The organism is Streptomyces sp. NBC_01439 (genome assembly GCF_036227605.1).
Lineage (GTDB): Bacteria > Actinomycetota > Actinomycetes > Streptomycetales > Streptomycetaceae > Streptomyces.
Genome location: NZ_CP109487.1, coordinates 3,422,547 through 3,442,207 on the forward strand (window position 1 = coordinate 3,422,547; position 19,661 = coordinate 3,442,207).

The following is a 19,661-nucleotide window of genomic DNA, read 5'->3' on the forward strand; positions in this document are numbered from 1 at the left end:
CACCGGTACGGCCCAGCAGCCCTGCCCGGCCGTCCAGTTCACGCACCGTCGGCCCCGGGGCACTTCTCGGCCAGTGCGCGCAGTCGCCGCAGCTCCTTGCGCGCGGCCCCGAGATGCCCGATTTCGACGGCCATGGCGCCCCGGCCCGCGAGGTAGTGCGCGTCGGCCCCGGCCTGCGCGTCCGCGTGCGGGCAGGTATGGATCTCCCGTTGCAGGAAGCGGAGCCGCGCGAGGATGTCGCGGGCCGCGGGGAGGTACGCCCGCGCGGGCGCGTGCTCCGCGCGCAGCATGTCCTTGGCGTAGTCCCAGACACGCGCGTCGTGTTCGGCGGCGCCCGGTTCGCCCGGATGGTGCGGATGCTCCGCCCAGCGGGCGGCGTGCTCGCGCAGGTCGTCGACGCGGTCGAGGGCCTCCCCCAGCCGCCCGGCGGCCACGGCCGCGCGCCCGTCCCGGGCGCACTCGGCCGGTTCGGCGAGGTGGTGGTCCGGACCCGGTGCGTGCCGGGTCGCCAGGAAGCCCGCCAGGAGGTCGATCTGCTGGGCGGCCTCGGCCAGCCGCCAGGTGTAGTACGCGTCGGCCACGTGGCCGCTCCCCCGTTCCCGGGGCTCCCACGGCCCCCTCGGACCGTACGCGGACAGCGGCGACCTCGCCCGGATTTTCCCCGGCGGGGCCGTCTACCCTGGCCGCATGGTGAACCTCACGCGCATCTACACCCGTACCGGCGACCGGGGCACGACCGCTCTGGGCGACATGAGCCGTACCGCCAAGACCGACCTGCGGATCTCCGCGTACGCCGACGCCAACGAGGCCAACGCGGCCATCGGGACGGCGATCGCGCTCGGCGGGCTGTCGGCGGACGTGGTGAAGGTCCTGGTCCGCGTGCAGAACGACCTGTTCGACGTCGGAGCGGACCTGTGCACCCCGGTGGTCGAGAACCCGGAGTACCCGCCGCTGCGCGTGGAGCAGTTCTACGTGGACAAGCTGGAGGCGGACTGCGACCTCTTCCTGGAGCAGGTGGAGAAGCTGCGCAGCTTCATCCTCCCCGGCGGCACCCCCGGCGCGGCCCTGCTCCACCAGGCCTGCACCGTGGTCCGCCGCGCCGAGCGCTCGACCTGGGCGGCGCTGGAGGTGCACGGCGAGGTGATGAACCCGCTGACCGCCACCTACCTGAACCGGCTCTCCGACCTCCTGTTCATCCTGGCCCGGGTGGCCAACAAGGAGGTCGGGGACGTGTTGTGGGTGCCGGGCGGCGAGCGCTGAGCGGGGGTACCGCCGGTCGGTCCGGGCCCGCGGCCCGACCGGCGTGACACCGCCTAACCGTCGGTCCGGGCGAGCCTGCGTTCCTCGGCGGCGGCGTCCGGGACGGCCGGGGGCTTGCTCGGCCAGACCGTGTACGCCGCGGCGACCAGGGCGTGGATCCCGACCACCCGCAGGGCGGCGAACTGCCAGCCCTGCAGCGAGCTGACGTCGCCCGTGTCGCCCACGTGCCAGATCGCCGCCTGGAGCAGGCCGAGGGCAACGGCCGCGCCGAGGACGGTGCGGGCCCACAGCTTCCACTCGTGGACGGCCCGCGCCTTGCCGTAGCCGGCGCCGACCGGCTTGGGCCCGCCGGCCAGGCGGTACGCGGCGTGCCCGTCGAGCCACTTGATCGTGTAGTGGCCGTAGGCCACGGTGTAGCCGATGTAGAGCGCCGCGACACCGTGCTTCCAGTCGGGTTCCGCCCCGTTCTTGAGGTCGACCGTGGTGACGACCAGCAGGATCAGCTCCATCAGCGGCTCGCACAGCAGGACCGCCGCCCCCAGCCCGGGCATCTTCGCGAGGTACCGCAGCGCCAGTCCGGCCGCCAGCAGTACCCAGAAGCCGACCTCGCAGGCGATGATCAGCGCGACGATCATGGGACTCTCCGTCCGCTCGGGTTCTCCGTTCCCTTCCAGGCTCCCGTCCGGCCGGGTCCGATACGTCGTCTCCATTGACCATGTGGGCCTGCATCGTTCGATGTACCCGAACCTCGGCCTGCCTGCCGACGTGCGGGGCCCGTGCACCCTGTTGGATGGGAACGTGACCGAGAAGAGCCTGCGCCCCCACCGTGACGACGTCTTCCTCGCGGTGGTCAGCACGGCCGCGGGCCTGGTCTTCTGGTCGCTCGGCGTCTACAGCAGCCCCGGCCGGGGCTTCCTGCCGGCCTGGGCGGCCCTGGTCCCGCTCGTGGTCCTCGGCTCGATGGAGCTGCTGCGCCGCACCAAGCCGAATCTGACCCTGACCGTCGGCACCATCGGGGTGATCGTCGACCAGTTCACCGTCGGTAGCCTCGCCACCGTCGTGATCTTCACCGACCTGATGTACGCCGCCGTCGTGTACGGGAAGCCGGCCATGGCCCGGCGGCTCCCGATCACCACCGGCATGGTCACCCTCGTGGTCACCATCGCGTCGCTGGCCTGGCTGCGCGTCCCGCAGGCCCTGCTGATCGGCGCGATCACCGGCATCGTGAGCTTCGGCCCGGCCCTGACCGGCGCCACCCTGCGCAACCACCGCGAGGCCGCCGAGGCCGCGCGGCTGCGCGCCGAGCAGACCGCGCTGTTGGCCGAGATGGACCGCAGCCAGGCCGTGGCTGCCGAGCGCGCCCGGATGGCCCGCGAGCTGCACGACATGGTGGCCAACCACCTCTCCGCCATCGCCATCCACTCCACCGCCGCGCTCTCCATCGACACGGCCGCGACCAGCCGGGACGCGCTCGGGGTGATCCGCGAGAACAGCGTGCAGGGACTGGCCGAAATGCGTCGGCTGATCGGGCTGCTGCGGGACGCCGGCGGCGACACGGAGCCGGTCGCCGTGCCCTCGTTGGACGGCCTGGAGGCCCTGCTCGGGCAGGCCAGGACCAACGGCTCGGCCAGCGGGCTGACGTTCGCGCTCCACGACGACCGCCCCTCCGGGGAGCCTGCGGCGGCGCCCGTGGAACTCGCCGCGTACCGGATCGTCCAGGAGTCGCTGACCAACGCCCTCAAGCACGCCGCCCCGGGCACCGTCACCGTCCGCGTGGCGCACGCCGACGGGCTGCTGACCGTGGGGGTGGACTCGCCCTTCGGGGATCGGCCCGGGCCCCGCGCCCCGGGCTCGGGAGCCGGGCTGATCGGCATGCGGGAGCGGACGGAGCTGCTGGGCGGGGAGTTCACGGCGGGGCGGTCCGGTGCGGTCTGGCAGGTGCGGGCGACACTGCCCGCGGAGGAGAAAGCGGTGGAGGCATGACCATTCGGGTGGTGGTGGCGGAGGATCAGGGCGCGGTCCGGGCCGGGCTGGTGCTCATCCTGCGCAGCGCGGGCGACGTGGAGGTGGTGGGCGAGGCGGGCGACGGCGAGGAAGCGGTGCGCCTGGCCCGGGAGCTACGGCCGGATCTCGTCCTCATGGACGTGCAGATGCCCCGGCTCGACGGGGTGTCCGCGACCCGTCAGGTGGTCTCGGAGGGCCTGGCCGACGTCCTGGTGCTGACCACCTTCGACCTCGACGAGTACGTCTTCGGGGCGCTGCGCGCGGGGGCCGCGGGCTTCCTGCTGAAGAACGCGGACGCCGCGGAGCTGATCGCGGCGGTACGGACCGTCGCGCGCGGGGAGGGGCTGATCTCCCCGGCGGTGACCAGGCGGCTGATCGCGGAGTTCGCGGCGCCCCGCCCGGCGCGGCCCGCCCCGGCGCCGGAGCGGGCCGCGGCGGTCGCCTCTCTCACCCGGCGGGAGCGGGAGGTGCTGAGCGCGCTGGGCGAGGGCCTGTCGAACGCGGAGATCGCCGTGCGCCTGGAGATGGCGGAGGCGACGGCCAAGACGCACGTCAGCCGGTTGCTCGGCAAGCTGGAGCTGCGCAGCAGGCTCCAAGCGGCCGTGCTGGCGCAGGAGTTGGGGATATAGGCACGTAGGCGCGCACCGGTCTGGACCTCTTGACGGTTGGTCCAGACCTTTCTACGCTCGCCGCAACACTGTGGTGAGCGTGCCATGACAAAGCGTGCTCACGGGCGGCGCAGGTCCCACCCCCATGTCGCAGTCGGCCCCACGACCGCGACGGACCTACGGAGGATCACCCTTGAGCACAGCATCCCCACCCCGCACCGGGCGCACCCGGCTCTTCCACCGCGTCGCGGCGATCGTGGCCGCGCTCGCCCTGCCCGTCACCGGCCTCGTCGCACTGGCCGGACCGGCCCAGGCAGCCGCAGCCGCGACGGCGACGTACACCAAGGTCTCCGACTGGGGCTCCGGCTTCGAGGGCAAGTGGGTGGTGAAGAACACCGGCACCACCACCCTCAGCAGCTGGACCGTGGAGTGGGACTACCCGGCGGGCACCTCGGTCACCTCCGCCTGGGACGCCACCGTCACCAGCTCGGGCACCCACTGGACCGCCAAGAACCTCGGCTGGAACGGCACCCTCGCCCCCGGCGCGAGCGCCAGCTTCGGCTTCAACGGCGCCGGCGCCGGCGCCCCGAGCGGGTGCAAGATCAACGGCGCCTCCTGCGACGGCACCACTCCGCCCGGCGACGCTCCCCCCACCGCTCCCGGCACCCCCACCGCGAGCAACGTCGCCGACACCTCGCTCACCTTGACCTGGACCCCGGCCACCGACGACAAGGGCGTCAAGAACTACGACGTCTACCGGGGCTCCGCCAAGATCGCCACGGTCACCGGGACCAGCTACGCCGACTCCGGCCTGACCAAGGGCACGACGTACACGTACAGCGTCACCGCCCGCGACACCATCGACCAGACGGGCCCCTCCTCCGGCTCCACCACGGTCACCACGACCGGCGGGGTCATCCCCCCGGACCCGGGCGGCAAGGTCAAGCTCGGCTACTTCACCAACTGGGGCGTCTACGGCCGCAACTACCACGTGAAGAACCTGGTCACCTCCGGCACCGCGGGCAAGATCACCCACATCAACTACGCCTTCGGCAACGTCCAGAACGGCCAGTGCACCATCGGGGACGCCTACGCCGACTACGACAAGGCCTACACCGCCGACCAGAGCGTCGACGGCGTCGCCGACACCTGGGACCAGCCGCTGCGCGGCAGCTTCAACCAGCTGCGCAAGCTGAAGAAGGCCTACCCCAACATCAAAATCCTGTGGTCCTTCGGCGGCTGGACCTGGTCCGGCGGCTTCCCGCAGGCCGCCGCCAACCCGACGGCCTTCGCCCAGTCCTGCTACAACCTGGTCGAGGACCCGCGCTGGGCCGACGTCTTCGACGGCATCGACCTGGACTGGGAGTACCCGAACGCCTGCGGCCTGTCCTGCGACACCAGCGGCCCGGCCGCCTTCAAGAACCTGATGCAGGCCGTGAAGGCCCGGTTCGGCGCGAACAACCTGGTCACCGCGGCCATCACCGCCGACGCCTCGGACGGCGGCAAGATCGACAAGGCCGACTACGCGGGCGCCGCGCAGTACGTCGACTTCTACAACGTCATGACGTACGACTTCTTCGGTGCCTGGGCGGCCCAGGGCCCGACGGCCCCGCACTCCCCGCTCACCTCCTACGCGGGCATCCCGCAGGCCGGCTTCAACTCGGCCGACGCCATCGCCAAGCTCAAGGCCAAGGGCGTCGCCGGCGCCAAGCTCAACCTCGGCATCGGCTTCTACGGCCGCGGCTGGACCGGAGTGACCCAGGCGGCCCCCGGCGGCACCGCCACCGGGCCCGCGCCGGGCACGTACGAGCAGGGCATCGAGGACTACAAGGTGCTCAAGACCAGCTGCCCGGCGACCAGCACGGTCGCCGGCACGGCCTACGCCAAGTGCGGCAGCAACTGGTGGAGCTACGACACCCCCGCCACGATCGCCGGGAAGATGACCTGGGCCAAGCAGCAGGGCCTCAAGGGGGCCTTCTTCTGGGAGTTCAGCGGCGACACCACCAACGGTGAACTCGCGAACGCGATCCACACCGGGCTGCAATAAGGACCGAAGCCGGGGAGACGGGTCCGCCCCCGTCTCCCCGGCTTCTCGGCGTACCGGCTAGGCCACGTTCACCCGCTGGCCGGGGGGCGCCGCCTCCAGCCACGCGAGGAACCCGGTCAGCGCGTCCTCGCTCATCGCCAGCTCCAGGCGGGTCCCCCGGTGGAGGCAGCCGAGCACGACGGCGTCGGAGAGCAGCGCCAGCTCCTCCTCGCCCTCCGGGGCACGGCGGGCGACGACCTCGATGGAGGAGCGCTCCAGCAGCCGCCGCGGGCGCGGGGAGTACGAGAACACCCGGAACCACTCGATCCGGTCACCGCTGTAGCGCGCGACCCCGTACACCCAGCCCTTGCCGGAGATGTCGGGCTCCTCGGACACGCCCCAGCGCATGCTGCAGTCGAAGGTGCCGCCGGACCGCTGGATGAGTCTGCGGCGCAACCCGAAGACAAACAGCCCGATCACCACCAGGATGACGACCAGGCCGCTCACAAGCAGAGCGAGGAGCATCTTCACCGACCTCCTCGCTCATCGAATACACATGAGAAACGGGGGCCCCTCCCAGACGGAGTCTGGGGGAGGACCTGCATCGCCTCAGCCGCGACCCGGTCTGGAAAATTCCAGCACGGACCGCGGCTGAGGTCTGTCGGGTCCCGGAGGTCGCCCCCCGGGACTCAAACGATCAAACTCCGACGGGCGTTCAGCCCGTTACGGCGCGCAGCCGGACATCAGCGCGACGCTCGGCGGCCGCATCGGCCTCCGCCTTCGCGCGCTCCAGTGCCCGCTCCGCACGCTGGACGTCAATCTCGTCCGCGAGCTCGGCGATCTCGGCCAGCAGGGACAGCTTGTTGTCCGCGAACGAGATGAAACCGCCGTGCACCGCGGCGACGACGGTGTTGCCGTCGCTGGTACGGATGGTCACCGGGCCCGATTCCAGCACACCGAGAAGCGGCTGGTGACCGGGCATGACGCCGATGTCGCCGGACGTGGTGCGGGCGACAACAAGGGTGGCCTCGCCGGACCAGACATTGCGGTCCGCCGCGACCAGCTCGACGTGCAGCTCAGCAGCCAAGGTGGCTCCTCGGGTCACCACCCGGCGGGTCGGCCGGGTGTTGGGTCAAATTCTAATGGGCGTGGGGAGAGGGACGGGACACACCCGCCCCTCTCCGTCTGCAGACGGCGTCGGCCTTCGCCGGCGGCCTGCGAACCGGATGCGCTCCGTGAGGAGCGCGCCGGATCAGGAGACGCCCAGCTCCTTGGCGTTGGCCTTCAGGTCCTCGATGCCACCGCACAGGAAGAACGCCTGCTCGGGGAAGTGGTCGTAGTCACCGTCGCAGATCGCGTTGAACGCGGTGATCGACTCGTCGAGCGGAACGTCCGAACCGTCCACGCCGGTGAACTGCTTCGCCACGTGGGTGTTCTGCGACAGGAAGCGCTCGACGCGACGGGCACGGTGGACAACGAGCTTGTCCTCCTCGCCCAGCTCGTCGATACCGAGGATCGCGATGATGTCCTGGAGGTCCTTGTACTTCTGCAGGATCCCCTTGACGCGCATCGCCGTGGCGTAGTGGTCCGCCGCGATGTACCGCGGGTCGAGGATGCGGGACGTCGAGTCCAGCGGGTCCACGGCCGGGTAGATGCCCTTCTCGGAGATCGGACGGGAGAGAACCGTCGTCGCGTCGAGGTGGGCGAAGGTGGTCGCCGGCGCCGGGTCGGTCAGGTCGTCCGCGGGGACGTAGATCGCCTGCATCGAGGTGATCGAGTGACCACGGGTCGAGGTGATGCGCTCCTGGAGGAGACCCATCTCGTCGGCCAGGTTCGGCTGGTAACCCACCGCGGAGGGCATGCGGCCGAGCAGGGTCGACACCTCGGAACCCGCCTGGGTGTACCGGAAGATGTTGTCGATGAAGAAGAGCACGTCCTGCTTCTGCACATCGCGGAAGTACTCCGCCATGGTCAGACCGGCGAGCGCGACGCGAAGACGCGTGCCCGGCGGCTCGTCCATCTGGCCGAAGACGAGCGCCGTCTTGTCGATGACGCCGGAGTCGGCCATTTCCTCGATGAGGTCGTTGCCCTCACGGGTACGCTCACCGACGCCCGCGAACACCGACACACCGTCGTGGTTGTTGGCGACGCGGTAGATCATTTCCTGGATCAGAACGGTCTTGCCGACACCGGCACCACCGAACAGACCGATCTTTCCACCCTTGACGTACGGGGTGAGGAGGTCGATGACCTTGACGCCGGTCTCGAACATCTCGGTCTTCGACTCGAGCTCGTCGAAGCGGGGCGCCTTGCGGTGGATCGGCCAGCGCTCGGTGACGTTGGCGTTCTCCTCCGGGTAGTTCAGCACCTCACCGAGGGTGTTGAACACCTTACCCTTGGTGAAGTCACCGACGGGGACGGTGATGCCCTCGCCCGTGTCGGTCACCGGGGCCTGGCGGACCAGGCCGTCGGTCGGCTGCATCGAGATGGTACGGACGAGGCCGTCACCCAGGTGCTGCGCGACCTCGAGGGTCAGGGTCTTGAGCGCGCCGTCCTCGGCCGGGTCGGTGACCTGGACCTTGAGGGCGTTGTAGATCTCGGGCATGGCGTCGACGGGGAACTCCACGTCGACGACCGGGCCGATGACCCGGGCGACGCGGCCCGTGGCGGCGGCCGTCTCAACAGTGGTCGTCATTACTTGTCACTCCCCGCGGTCGCGTCAGCCATGGCGCTCGCGCCACCGACGATCTCGCTGATTTCCTGGGTGATTTCGGCCTGGCGGGCCGCGTTGGCAAGCCGGGAGAGGCTCTTGATGAGCTCTCCGGCGTTGTCGGTCGCCGCCTTCATCGCGCGGCGGCGGGCGGCGTGCTCGGAAGCGGCCGACTGCAGCAGTGCGTTGTAGATGCGGCTCTCGACGTAGCGCGGCAGCAGGGCGTCGAGGACGTCCTCCGCCGACGGCTCGAAGTCGAACAGCGGAAGGATCTCGCCCTTCGTGCTGGTCTCCTCCGGAGCCTGGTCAAGGCTGAGCGGCAGCATCCGGCCGTCGACCGGGTTCTGCGTCATCATCGACACGAATTCCGTGTAGACGATGTGCAGCTCGTCGACGCCACCCTCGGCCGTTTCCAGCTGGATGGCCTCGATCAGCGGCCCCGCGACGCGCTTGGCGTCGGCGTAGGCCGGGCTGTCGGTGAAGCCGGTCCACGAATCCGCGACCTTGCGCTCGCGGAAGCCGTAGTAGGCCAGCCCCTTACGGCCGACGATGTAGGTGTCGACCTCCTTGCCCTCGCCGCGCAGCCGCTCGGTGAGCCGCTCCGCCTGCTTGATGGCGTTCGAGGAGTAGCCGCCGGCCAGACCGCGGTCGCTCGTGATGAGCACGATCGCGGCACGGGTCGGCGCCTCGGCCTCGGTGGTCAGGGCGTGCTTGGTGTTCGAGCCGGTCGCCACCGCGGTCACCGCACGGGTGAGCTCGGTCGCGTACGGCATCGATGCCGCCACCTTGCGCTGCGCCTTGACGATGCGCGAGGCGGCGATCATCTCCATCGCCTTGGTGATCTTCTTGGTCGCCGTGATGGCACGGATGCGACGCTTGTAGACCCGGAGCTGCGCTCCCATGAGTCAGGTCCCTTCCGTCGTCACTTGGAGACGTTGACGGCCGGTGCGTCCTCGCCCAGGAGCTTGCCGTCCGAGGTCTCGAACTGGCGCTTGAAGGAAGCAATGGCGTCCGCGATCGACGTCAGGGTGTCGTCCGACATCTTGCCGCCCTCGGCGATGGAGGTGAGGAGGTCCTTGCGCTCGCGGCGCAGGTGCTCCAGCAGCTCCGACTCGAAGCGACGGATGTCGGCGACCGGGACGTCGTCCATCTTGCCGGTGGTACCGGCCCAGACGGAGACGACCTGCTCCTCGACGGGCATCGGCTGGTACTGGCCCTGCTTCAGCAGCTCGACCAGACGCTTGCCGCGCTCCAGCGAAGCCTTCGACGCGGCGTCCAGGTCGGAACCGAAGGCGGCGAACGCCTCCAGCTCGCGGTACTGGGCCAGGTCCAGGCGCAGACGGCCGGAAACCTGCTTCATGGCCTTGTGCTGGGCGGAGCCACCGACGCGGGAGACCGAGATACCGACGTTCAGCGCCGGGCGCTGGCCCGCGTTGAACAGGTCGGACTCGAGGAAGCACTGGCCGTCGGTGATGGAGATGACGTTGGTCGGGATGAACGCCGACACGTCGTTCGCCTTGGTCTCGACGATCGGCAGACCGGTCATCGAACCGGCACCCATGTCGTCGGACAGCTTCGCGCAGCGCTCCAGCAGACGGGAGTGCAGGTAGAAGACGTCACCCGGGTAGGCCTCGCGGCCCGGCGGGCGGCGCAGCAGCAGCGACACGGCGCGGTAGGCGTCGGCCTGCTTCGACAGGTCGTCGAAGATGATCAGGACGTGCTTGCCGGCGTACATCCAGTGCTGGCCGATGGCGGAACCGGTGTACGGCGCCAGGTACTTGAAGCCGGCCGGGTCGGACGCCGGGGCGGCGACGATCGTCGTGTACTCGAGCGCACCGGCGTCTTCCAGGGCGCCGCGAACGGACGCGATGGTCGAGCCCTTCTGGCCGATGGCGACGTAGATGCAGCGGACCTGCTTGTTCACGTCGCCCGAGCGCCAGTTGTCGCGCTGGTTGATGATCGTGTCGACGGCCAGAGCGGTCTTACCCGTCTGACGGTCACCGATGATCAGCTGACGCTGACCGCGACCGACCGGCACCATGGCGTCGATGGCCTTGTAGCCGGTCTGCATCGGCTCGTGGACGGACTTGCGGACCATGACGCCAGGAGCCTGGAGCTCCAGGGCGCGACGGCCTTCGGTCGCGATCTCGCCGAGACCGTCGATCGGGTTGCCGAGCGGGTCGACGACGCGGCCGAGGTAGCCCTCGCCGACGCCGACCGAGAGCACCTCACCGGTGCGCTGCACCGGCTGGCCCTCCTCGATACCGCTGAACTCGCCGAGGACAACCGCACCGATCTCGCGCTCCTCGAGGTTGAGGGCGAGACCGAGGGTGCCGTCCTCGAACTTCAGCAGCTCGTTCGCCATGGCGGAGGGCAGACCCTCCACCTTCGCGATGCCGTCGCCGGCAACGCTGACCGTTCCGACCTCCTCGCGCGAGGCCGCGTCCGGCTGGTACGACTGGACAAAGTTCTCCAGTGCGTCCCGGATCTCCTCCGGCCGGATCGTGAGCTCCGCCATCTGGGTTCCCTGCTCTCCTTGTTGGGCCTGAAGCTTCTTAGGGGTCTGGGGGCGACCCCCAGGAATCTTCTGCAAGTTCTGCACGGCCCAACCGGGCCGCTAGGAATGCTTCTGTTCTATTGGTGGCTGGTCAGCCGGCCATGCGGCGCGACGCCTCGGCGAGGCGGTCCGCGATGGTGCCGTCGATGACCTCGTCGCCGACTCGCACCGAGATCCCGCCGAGGACCTCGGGGTCCACGTCGAGGTTCAGGTGCATCTGGCGGCCGTACAGCTTGGCCAGCACCGCGCCGAGACGCGTCTTCTGCACGTCGCTGAGCGGAACCGCGCTGGTCACGGTGGCGACCATGCGGTCACGGCGCTCGGCGGCGAGCTTGGAAAGGGACTCGAGTCCCGCTTCCAGGCTACGTCCACGCGGGTGCGTGACAAGACGGATCACCAGGCGCTCGGTGACGGCGTTCACCTTGCCGCCGAGCAGGCTGCGCAGCAGCTCGCTCTTGGCGGAGGCGGTCGCCGCACGGTCGGTCAGCGCGGAACGCAGCTCGGTGCTCGAGGAGACGATCCGGCCGAACCGGAACACCTCGTCCTCGACGTTGTCGAGCGCGTCGCCCTGCTGGGCCGCCGTGAGGTCGGCGGTGGCCGCCAGCTCCTCCAGCGAGTCCACCAGGTCGCGGGACTGCGACCAGCGGGACCGGACCATGCCGGACACCAGGTCGAGGGTCTCCCCGCCGACCTGGCCGCCGAGCAGCCGCCCGGCCAGCTCGGCCTTGGCCTCGCCGGACTGCGCCGGGTCGGTCAGGACCCGACGCAGCGAGACCTCACGGTCGAGCAGCGCAGTGACGGCAGCCAGCTCACCGGCGAGCTTCGCCGCGTCGACGGACGTGTTGTCCGTCAGCGCGTCGAGACGCTCACGCGCGGAGGCCAGCGCCTCGCGGCTCGCTCCGTTCATCGGGCCGCCTCGGCCTTCTCCTCGAGCTCGCTGAGGAAACGGTCGATGGTGCGGCTCTGCCGGGCGTGGTCCTCAAGGGACTCGCCGACGAGCTTTCCGGCCAGGTCGGTGGCGAGCTTGCCCACGTCCTGGCGCAGCGCCTGGGAAGCGGCCTTGCGGTCCGCCTCGATCTGGGCGTGGCCGGCAGCGATGATCTCCTCACGCTGCCGCTGGCCCTCTGCGCGCAGTTCTTCCTTGAGCGCAGTGCCCTGCTCCAGCGCTTCCTGGCGCAGGCGCGCGGCCTCGTGCCGGGCTTCGGCGAGCTGGGCCTTGTACTGCTCCAGGACGCTCTGGGCCTCGGTCTGGGCGGATTCCGCCTTCTCGATACCGCCCTCGATGGCCTCGCGGCGCTCTTCCAGAACCTTGTTGATGTTCGGGAGGAGCTTCTTCGCGAGGAAACCGAAGACGATGACGAAGGCGAGCAGACCGATGACGAGCTCGGGGATCGGCGGGACGAGGGGGTTACCCGGCTCCTCGGCCGCGAGAACCAGGAGGTTCACATCAGTGCCTTTCGTCGATTCGGACTAGTCGTGGGGTTCGTCAGCTGTAGACGAACGGCATGACCAGACCGATGAGGGCGAGCGCCTCACAGAAGGCGAAGCCGAGGATCTGGTTGGCGCGGATCAGACCGGCAGCTTCGGGCTGACGGGCGAGCGCCTGGGTGCCGTTACCGAAGATGATGCCGACGCCGACGCCGGGGCCGATGGCCGCGAGGCCGTAGCCCACGGAGCTGAGGGAACCGGTGACGGCAGCAAGGGTCTGGGACATGCCAGTTCTTCCTTCTCTTTCACGGACCGGTGGGGGTTGGCCACCGGACGACTGGGGGATTGCTTGGAGCGGGTCGCGCTCAGTGGTGCTCGGCGAGCGCGCCCTGCAGGAAGCTGCAAGCCAGGAGCACGAAGACGTAGGCCTGGACAGCCTGGATGAAGAGTTCGAACGCGGTCATCACGATGACCATGACGAACGAGACGCCCGCGTAGGCGATGCCGATCCCGTTCAGCAGGTACCAGCTGGCGATGGTGAACAGCAGCAGCAGGGTGTGACCGGCGAACATGTTCGCGAACAGTCGGACCGCGTGGGTGAAGGGCCGGACCAGGACGTTCGAGAAGAACTCGATCACCATGACCAGCGGCAGGATCCCGCCGAGCGACTTGTCGTAGCCGGTGATGTTCTTGAAGCCGCCGACGAAGCCGTGGCGCTTGAAGGTCACCGACATCCACATGACGTAGATGACGAGGGCGAGACCGGCCGGGTACGCGATGACCGCGGTCACCGGGAACTGGGCGAGCGGGATGATGGACCAGAGGTTCATCATCCAGACGAAGAAGAACGTCGCGACCATGAAGGGGACGTACTTCTCGCCCTCCTTCTTGCCCATCGTCTCGTAGACGATGCCGCGGCGCACGAAGTCGTAGCCGGCCTCGGCGACCATCTGCAGCTTGCCCGGGACGACCTTCGGCTTCCGGAACGCGGCCCAGAAGAAGCCGACGATGATGATCGAGCCCAGCAGGGCCAGCAGCATCGTCTTGTTGAAGTACAGGCCGCTGTCGTCGCCGAAGATCGGCTTGAACAGGAACGAGTACAGGGTCGGGCCCGGGAAGCCGCAGCCAGTGCCGTCTTCGAAATGACAATTGATCTCGAAGGCGAGCGTCATGTCAGCAGCACTCACCGCAGGGCTCCTTCAGCGTGGCGCATAGGTACGGCAACCTCGTTGTGTCGGCGCGGCGCGCAGCCGCGGTTCGGCACTGGACTGGTGTAACGGATGGTGGGGCGGCAGTCAGGCATCGAGCCTCGCGATGGAACAGGCGTCAGCTCAGATGCCCGCGCCCGCAGTGCCGCAGTTGGCACCGGACGATAGCAGGATCTCGAACGCCCACTTATCCCGGCCCTACCCTTCACGACTTCGGCCCCGGATTTTCGGGCTTGTCGCCCTTCACCGAGTCCGGCTCGACGTAAAGAATCTTGGCCTTCATGTGAGCACGGGTCTGCGCGCCGATCCACACCAGGGTGGTGGCGACGAGCGTGATCGCGAACGCCTTGGGGTTGAACAGGGTGGTGTTCTTGAACGCCGCGACAAACACGAAGAGCAGCAGGATCTGGGCCGTATAGAGCATGAGCCCCATGGCCTGGAAGAGATGCGGAAGTGATTTCGCCGTGCGCTGCAGAACGACGAATCCGATGCCCATGAACAGAATCACGACCAGCGTCGCGACGACGGCTCCGACTGCACCCTTGCTGCCGACGACCAACGCGCTGATCACGGCGGCGATAGCGCCGGCTACAGCTGTGGGTACAGCGGCTTGCAGGAGGAGTCGGACGTCATCTGACCGCATGGCGGTTTGCTCCGCGTGGTGGTGGGGGCACTGGACTCGTACAGGACGAGCGTAAGCCCGGTCCGAGAGAGAACCTCGGGCCAAGGGGCCGTCGCACTACGGTCCTTCGGCTCTGTCGCCGGGTTTAGTGAACGGTATCACAAACTATTTGATGAGAGCTTTACCTGCTCGGTGTGCCGACTGTCACACATGAGAGTGACCCTGCGCGTGTGTGCGCGACAGGCAGCTGGCTTGTCTGGTAAAGGGCATCCATGTCCGACATGTGACCGGAGGGTCAGCGGGTGGATTCAGCCTTACGCCGGTCGGGGAAGCGCGAACGGGGGCCCACGGCGGTCGCTCCGTTGACGCCGGAGACGCCCGCGGCGATGGGCCTCACGGGCTCCGGCTCCTGGCCCGAGGCGTCCTGTGCGGCAGCCTCGGCCGCCCGTTCCGCATGGCGGTAGCGCGGCGGAACCAGACCTTCCGCCCAGCGCGGGGCGCGCGGGGTGAAGCGCGGCAGGAGCAGCAGGATCAGGCCGACGGCGCTCAGAGCGACGATCGCCAGCACGATCCACATCGTGGCGGAATGCACGGAATAGGCCACCGTGCCGAAGGCGATCAGGCCCGACCAGAAGTACATGATCATGACCGCGCGGCTGTGCGAATGCCCGAGTTCCAGCAGCCGGTGGTGGAGGTGCCCGCGGTCGGCGGCGAAGGGCGACTGGCCCTTCCACGTGCGCCGGACGATGGCCAGGACCAGGTCCGCCATCGGGATCGCGATGACCGTCAGCGGCAGGATCAGCGGGATGTAGGCGGGGAGCATCGCGTGCGTCGCGTTGCGCTCACCACCCGCGAAGAGGGCGAGCGCGTCCGGGTCCACCTGCCCGGTGAGGGAGATCGCGGAGGCGGCCAGCACCAGGCCGATGAGCATCGAGCCGGAGTCGCCCATGAAGATCCGGGCGGGGTGCATGTTGTGCGGCAGGAAGCCCAGGCACATGCCCATCAGGATCGCGGCGAAGAGGGTCGCGGGCGCCGCCGACTCGATGCCGTAGCCGAACCAGATCCGGTACGCGTAGAGGAAGAGCGCCGCGGCGGCGATGCAGACCATGCCGGCGGCCAGGCCGTCCAGGCCGTCGACGAAGTTCACGGCGTTGATGGTGATCACGACGAGGGCGACGGTGAGCAGGTTGCCCTGCCACTGGGTGAGCGGCACCGTCCCGATGCCCGGGACGGGGATCCACAAGATGGTCAGACCCTGCATGACCATCACACCGGCGGAGATCATCTGCGCGCCGAGCTTGATCAGGGCGTCGAGCTCGAACTTGTCGTCGAGGACGCCGACCAGCCAGATCAGCGCCGCGCCGGAGAGCAGCGCGCGCGGCTCGTTCGACAGCTCGAAGACGCCGTTGAGGTTCCGCAGGTGGTCGGCGACCAGCAGGCCGGCGCAGAGACCGCCGAACATGGCGATGCCGCCCAGTCGCGGTGTGGGCTCGCGGTGCACGTCGCGGGCGCGGATCTCCGGCATGGCCCCGGCCGCGATCGCGAACTTCCGCACGGGCCCGGTCAGCAGGTAGGTCACCGCGACCGTGACGCAAAGCGTCAGCAGATATTCACGCACGGGCTGCCCCAGATGTATCGCCGGCCATCTCAGCCCCACACATTAGCTGCGATGTCACCTCCTTCGAGGACGCGAGGGGACCGCATCCCGGTTCCAGTACGCCCCGCTTGTTCCGCTTACTCCCTGTAAGGGGGAAATCCGGCCGTGAGCTCGCCGACCTCCGTACGCGTTTTCACGCCATCCCCGTCCAGCGCCGCGGCGAACAACGCCGCGATCCGGACCATCTCCGCCTCCCCCATCCCCTGGGTGGTCACGGCGGCCGTTCCCAGCCGGATGCCGCGCTGGTCCCCGTACGGGAGGGCACAGGTGTCCAGCACGATCCCGGCGGCGGCCAGCCGGCCGCGGGCTGTCGGACCGTCCACGCCCAGCGGGGCCGGATCGGCGGTGATCAGATGGGTGTCGGTACCGCCGGTGGTGAGGGTGAACCCGTGCTCCTGGAGCGCGCCCGCCAGCACCCGCGCATGGGCGACGACCCGGTGCGCGTACGTGGTGAAGGCCGGCCGGGCCGCCTCGCCGAAGGCCACGGCCTTGGCGGCGATGGTGTGCATCTGGGCCCCGCCCTGGGTGAAGGGAAACACCGCCCGGTCGACGCGCTCCGCGTATTCGGCGCCGCACAGCACCATGCCGCCGCGCGGGCCGCGCAGCACCTTGTGCGTGGTAGCGCAGACGACGTCGGCGTACGGGACGGGGCTGGGCGCGGCCCCGCCGGCCACCAGCCCGATCGGATGGGCGGCGTCCACGATCAGATAGGCCCCGACCTCGTCGGCGATCTCCCGGAAGGCCGAGTACTCGGGGTGGCGGGGGTAGGAGATGGAGCCGCACACGATCGCCTTGGGGCGGTGCGCGTGGGCGAGGCGCTGGACCTGCCGGTAGTCGATGAGGCCCGTCGCGGCGTCGACGCCGTAGCCGACGAAGTCGAACCACCGCCCGGAGAAGTTGGCGGGCGACCCGTGGGTGAGGTGCCCGCCGTACGGGAGACCCATCGCCAGCACGGTGTCCCCCGGCCGCAGCAGGGCGGCGTACGCGGCCAGGACCGCCGAGGAGCCGGAGTGCGGCTGTACGTTGGCGTGCTCGGCCCCGAAGAGCGCCTTGGCCCGCTCCACGGCGGTCCGCTCGGCGAGATCGGCGTACTCGCACCCGCCGTGGTGCCGGGCGCCGGGGTACCCCTCGGCGTACTTGTTGGCGAGCGCGGACCCGAGCGCGGCGAGCACGGCGGTCGAGGTGAAGTTCTCCGCGGCGCTCATCTGCAACGTGTCGGCCTGCCGCTGCCGCTCCCCGGCCAGTACGTCGGCCATCTGCGGGTCCTGCGCGCGCAGCAGGTCCGTGGGCTGGGTGATGACGCTCATGGCGGCGCTCCAGGGGTACCGGGTACCAGCCACTGTAGGCCCGCGGACCCCGCGGTGCCCGGTCAGCGCGCGGCGGTCACGCCCGTCAGGGCCGTCACGACCGGATCGAGCGCCTGGTTGATTTCGTCGCCGATGGAGCGGAAGAAGGTGATCGGAGCCCCGTACGGGTCGTACACCTCGTCCGCGTCGGGCGACGGCGCCAGCAGCCAGCCGCGCAGGGCCGCGGCGGCCCGCACGAGCGCCCGCGCCCGCTCCGCCATGCCGTCGTCCAGCGGCGGCAGCGTGGCCGGATCTATCGCCCGCACCAGCCGGGTGAATTCCTTCAGCGTGAAGGTGCGCAGCCCCGCCGAGTGGCCCATCGAGATGACCTGGGCCCGGTGGTCGCGGGTGGCGGTCAGGACCAGGTCGGCGCGTATGACGTGCTCGTCCAGCAGCTCCCGCCCGGTGAACCCGGAGGCGTCGGCCCCGAAGTCCGCCAGCACGGCGGCCGCGTTGGCCTCCATGGGGGCGCCCTCGTGGCCCCAGGTGCCGGCGCTCTCCACGATGAGGTCGCCGGTGACGGGGCCGCCGAGGCGGTGCGCGAGGGCATGCCGCGTCAGCCGCTCGGTGATGGGCGAGCGGCACACGTTCCCGGTGCTGACGTGGAGTATGCGGAAAGTGGTTCCTCCGGCTACCGCCGGCCGGTACCCCCCTGCTATGCCACGCCCCTCAGGGCTCACGGGGCGACCTCGAGGTCGGGTACGACCTCCCGCAGCTGATCTGCGGTAAGTGCCCCCTCGCGCAGCAGGAGGGGAACCTTCCCGGTGACGTCGACGATCGACGACGGCTGGATGCCGGGCGTCGGGCCGCCGTCCAGGTACACGGACACGGAGTCCCCGAGCATCTCGCGCGCGGCGTCGCAGTCCTCGGGCGCCGGGTGACCGGACAGGTTGGCCGAGGACACCGCCATCGGGCCGACCTCGGTCAGCAGCTCGATCGCCACGGGGTGCAGGGGCATGCGCACGGCGACGGTGCCCTGGGTGTCCCCCAGGTCCCACGCGAGCGAGGGCTGGTGCTTAGCGACCAGGGTCAGCGCGCCGGGCCAGAAGGCGTCGACGAGCTCCCAGGCCTGCTCGGAGAAGTCCGTGACGAGGCCGTGGAGCGTGTTCGGGGAGCCGATGAGCACCGGGGTGGGCATGCCGCGACCGCGGCCCTTGGCGGCCAGGAGGTCGTGGACGGCCTCCGGGCTGAAGGCGTCCGCGCCGATCCCGTACAGGGTGTCGGTGGGCAGCACGACGAGCTCTCCGCGGCGCACGGCGGATGCGGCTTCACGCAGACCGGTCTTGCGGTCCGTCGCGTCGTTGCAGTCGTATCGCCGGGCCATCAGCGGGCCTCCTCGTGCAGCAGGGGGGTGGCGGGAATCGTCGCGCCGGTCACGGCAGGGCCTTGCGGGCCGTCGCGAAGCGCGGGCGGTTGTTGAGGTCCGGGTGGTCGGCGGCGTCGGCCCAGCCCTGCTCCTCGGCGAAGATCCACGGCACCTGGCCGCCCTGGGTGTCGGCGTGCTCGATGACGACGATGCCGCCGGGCCGCAGCAGCCGGTGGGCGGTCCGCTCGATGCCGCGGATGGTGTCGAGGCCGTCCTCGCCGGAGAAGAGCGCCATCTCCGGATCGTGGTCGCGGGCCTCGGGGGCGACGTACTCCCACTCGGTGAGCGGGATGTACGGCGGGTTGGAGATGACGAGGTCGACCTGGCCGTCGAGCTCGGGCAGTGCGCTCAGGGCGTCACCCTGGTGGACGGTGACCCGGGAGCCCTCGGCGTTCTTGCGGGTCCACCGCAGGGCGTCCTCGGACAGCTCGACCGCGTGCACGCGCGAGCGCGGCACCTCCTGGGCCATGGCCAGCGCGATGGCGCCGGAGCCGGTGCACAGGTCCACGATCAGCGGCTCGACGACGTCCATCGCGCGCACGGCGTGTATGGCCCAGTCCACGACCGACTCGGTCTCGGGCCGGGGCACGAAGACCCCGGGCCCGACCTGGAGCTCCAGGTACCGGAAGAAGGCGCGGCCGGTGATGTGCTGGAGCGGCTCGCGCGCCTCGCGGCGGGCGACGGCCTCCCAGTAGCGGGCGTCGAAGTCCGCGTCCTTGACGTGGTGCAGTTCCCCCCGTTTGACGCCGTGCACGAAGGCGGCGAGCTCCTCCGCGTCGAAGCGCGGTGAGGGCACGCCGGCGGCGGCCAGCCGCTGGGTGGCCTGGGCCACCTCGGCAAGCAGCAAGTTCACGCTGGTCCTCCGGGCT

General features: G+C 70.0%; 21 protein-coding genes. 4 read left to right on the forward strand and 17 right to left on the reverse strand.

The window, feature by feature from the left end; translation table 11 throughout:
- Positions 1-38: 38 nt before the first annotated feature.
- Positions 39-581, reverse strand: coding sequence for a hypothetical protein (locus tag OG207_RS14700; RefSeq protein ID WP_329098998.1), 543 nt, complete (start codon positions 579-581; stop codon positions 39-41).
- Positions 582-687: 106 nt separating this feature from the next.
- Here OG207_RS14700 and OG207_RS14705 point away from each other — a divergent pair, with 106 nt between their 5' ends.
- On the forward strand, positions 688-1,260 hold the full coding sequence (locus tag OG207_RS14705) for a cob(I)yrinic acid a,c-diamide adenosyltransferase (protein WP_329098999.1): 573 nt from the start codon (positions 688-690) through the stop codon (positions 1,258-1,260).
- A 53-nt stretch (positions 1,261-1,313) separates the two neighbouring features.
- Here OG207_RS14705 and OG207_RS14710 read toward each other — a convergent pair whose 3' ends face one another.
- A complete protein-coding gene (locus tag OG207_RS14710) occupies positions 1,314-1,895 on the reverse strand; it encodes a hypothetical protein (protein ID WP_329099000.1) in 582 nt (193 codons plus the stop codon).
- A 163-nt stretch (positions 1,896-2,058) separates the two neighbouring features.
- Between OG207_RS14710 and OG207_RS14715 the strand changes: the two genes are divergently transcribed.
- From OG207_RS14715 to OG207_RS14725, 3 genes are all read left to right on the forward strand, one after another.
- On the forward strand, positions 2,059-3,243 hold the full coding sequence (locus OG207_RS14715; RefSeq protein ID WP_329099001.1) for a sensor histidine kinase: 1,185 nt from the start codon (positions 2,059-2,061) through the stop codon (positions 3,241-3,243).
- Positions 3,240-3,893 carry a response regulator transcription factor gene (locus tag OG207_RS14720; protein ID WP_329099002.1) on the forward strand — a complete coding sequence of 218 codons (654 nt, stop codon included), beginning with the start codon at positions 3,240-3,242 and terminating at the stop codon, positions 3,891-3,893. Before OG207_RS14715 ends, OG207_RS14720 begins: the two co-directional genes overlap by 4 nt.
- A 124-nt stretch (positions 3,894-4,017) precedes the next feature.
- Positions 4,018-5,919: a glycoside hydrolase family 18 chitinase gene (locus tag OG207_RS14725; protein ID WP_329099003.1), complete on the forward strand. Its 1,902-nt coding sequence runs from the start codon at positions 4,018-4,020 to the stop codon at positions 5,917-5,919.
- 57 nt (positions 5,920-5,976) lie between these two features.
- Here OG207_RS14725 and OG207_RS14730 read toward each other — a convergent pair whose 3' ends face one another.
- The 15 genes from OG207_RS14730 to prmC form a co-directional block, all read right to left on the reverse strand.
- A complete protein-coding gene (locus tag OG207_RS14730; RefSeq protein ID WP_030008702.1) occupies positions 5,977-6,423 on the reverse strand; it encodes a DUF2550 domain-containing protein in 447 nt (148 codons plus the stop codon).
- A gap of 190 nt (positions 6,424-6,613) precedes the next feature.
- Complete coding sequence (locus OG207_RS14735) at positions 6,614-6,985, reverse strand: F0F1 ATP synthase subunit epsilon (protein ID WP_030008701.1); 372 nt, start codon at positions 6,983-6,985, stop codon at positions 6,614-6,616.
- 165 nt (positions 6,986-7,150) lie between these two features.
- Positions 7,151-8,593 carry a F0F1 ATP synthase subunit beta gene (gene atpD / locus OG207_RS14740; protein WP_314244063.1) on the reverse strand — a complete coding sequence of 481 codons (1,443 nt, stop codon included), beginning with the start codon at positions 8,591-8,593 and terminating at the stop codon, positions 7,151-7,153.
- Positions 8,593-9,510 carry a F0F1 ATP synthase subunit gamma gene (locus OG207_RS14745; protein ID WP_329099004.1) on the reverse strand — a complete coding sequence of 306 codons (918 nt, stop codon included), beginning with the start codon at positions 9,508-9,510 and terminating at the stop codon, positions 8,593-8,595. The genes atpD and OG207_RS14745 overlap by 1 nt, the downstream gene beginning before the upstream one ends.
- A 20-nt stretch (positions 9,511-9,530) precedes the next feature.
- Positions 9,531-11,126 (reverse strand): F0F1 ATP synthase subunit alpha, encoded by a 1,596-nt coding sequence (atpA, locus tag OG207_RS14750; protein ID WP_329099005.1) that lies wholly within the window; start codon positions 11,124-11,126, stop codon positions 9,531-9,533.
- A 130-nt stretch (positions 11,127-11,256) separates the two neighbouring features.
- On the reverse strand, positions 11,257-12,072 hold the full coding sequence (locus tag OG207_RS14755; RefSeq protein WP_327416468.1) for a F0F1 ATP synthase subunit delta: 816 nt from the start codon (positions 12,070-12,072) through the stop codon (positions 11,257-11,259).
- Positions 12,069-12,611 carry a F0F1 ATP synthase subunit B gene (locus tag OG207_RS14760; RefSeq protein ID WP_052873740.1) on the reverse strand — a complete coding sequence of 181 codons (543 nt, stop codon included), beginning with the start codon at positions 12,609-12,611 and terminating at the stop codon, positions 12,069-12,071. The genes OG207_RS14755 and OG207_RS14760 overlap by 4 nt, the downstream gene beginning before the upstream one ends.
- Positions 12,612-12,651: 40 nt before the next feature.
- Positions 12,652-12,879, reverse strand: coding sequence for an ATP synthase F0 subunit C (gene atpE, locus OG207_RS14765; protein WP_030386954.1), 228 nt, complete (start codon positions 12,877-12,879; stop codon positions 12,652-12,654).
- 79 nt (positions 12,880-12,958) lie between these two features.
- Complete coding sequence (gene atpB, locus OG207_RS14770) at positions 12,959-13,765, reverse strand: F0F1 ATP synthase subunit A (RefSeq protein WP_052873741.1); 807 nt, start codon at positions 13,763-13,765, stop codon at positions 12,959-12,961.
- 241 nt (positions 13,766-14,006) lie between these two features.
- Complete coding sequence (locus tag OG207_RS14775) at positions 14,007-14,444, reverse strand: hypothetical protein (RefSeq protein WP_030386956.1); 438 nt, start codon at positions 14,442-14,444, stop codon at positions 14,007-14,009.
- A 274-nt stretch (positions 14,445-14,718) separates the two neighbouring features.
- Positions 14,719-16,041: an MraY family glycosyltransferase gene (locus OG207_RS14780; protein ID WP_329099006.1), complete on the reverse strand. Its 1,323-nt coding sequence runs from the start codon at positions 16,039-16,041 to the stop codon at positions 14,719-14,721.
- A gap of 116 nt (positions 16,042-16,157) precedes the next feature.
- Entirely contained in the window at positions 16,158-17,387 is a 1,230-nt protein-coding gene (gene glyA / locus OG207_RS14785) for a serine hydroxymethyltransferase (protein WP_329099007.1), read from the reverse strand.
- A gap of 62 nt (positions 17,388-17,449) precedes the next feature.
- Positions 17,450-18,106, reverse strand: a complete 657-nt coding sequence (locus OG207_RS14790; protein ID WP_329099008.1) for an arsenate reductase/protein-tyrosine-phosphatase family protein — start codon at positions 18,104-18,106, stop codon at positions 17,450-17,452.
- A complete protein-coding gene (locus OG207_RS14795; RefSeq protein WP_030008689.1) occupies positions 18,103-18,750 on the reverse strand; it encodes an L-threonylcarbamoyladenylate synthase in 648 nt (215 codons plus the stop codon). Before OG207_RS14795 ends, OG207_RS14790 begins: the two co-directional genes overlap by 4 nt.
- 49 nt (positions 18,751-18,799) lie before the next feature.
- A complete protein-coding gene (gene prmC, locus OG207_RS14800; protein ID WP_266604981.1) occupies positions 18,800-19,645 on the reverse strand; it encodes a peptide chain release factor N(5)-glutamine methyltransferase in 846 nt (281 codons plus the stop codon).
- Between the last annotated feature and the right edge of the window lie 16 nt (positions 19,646-19,661).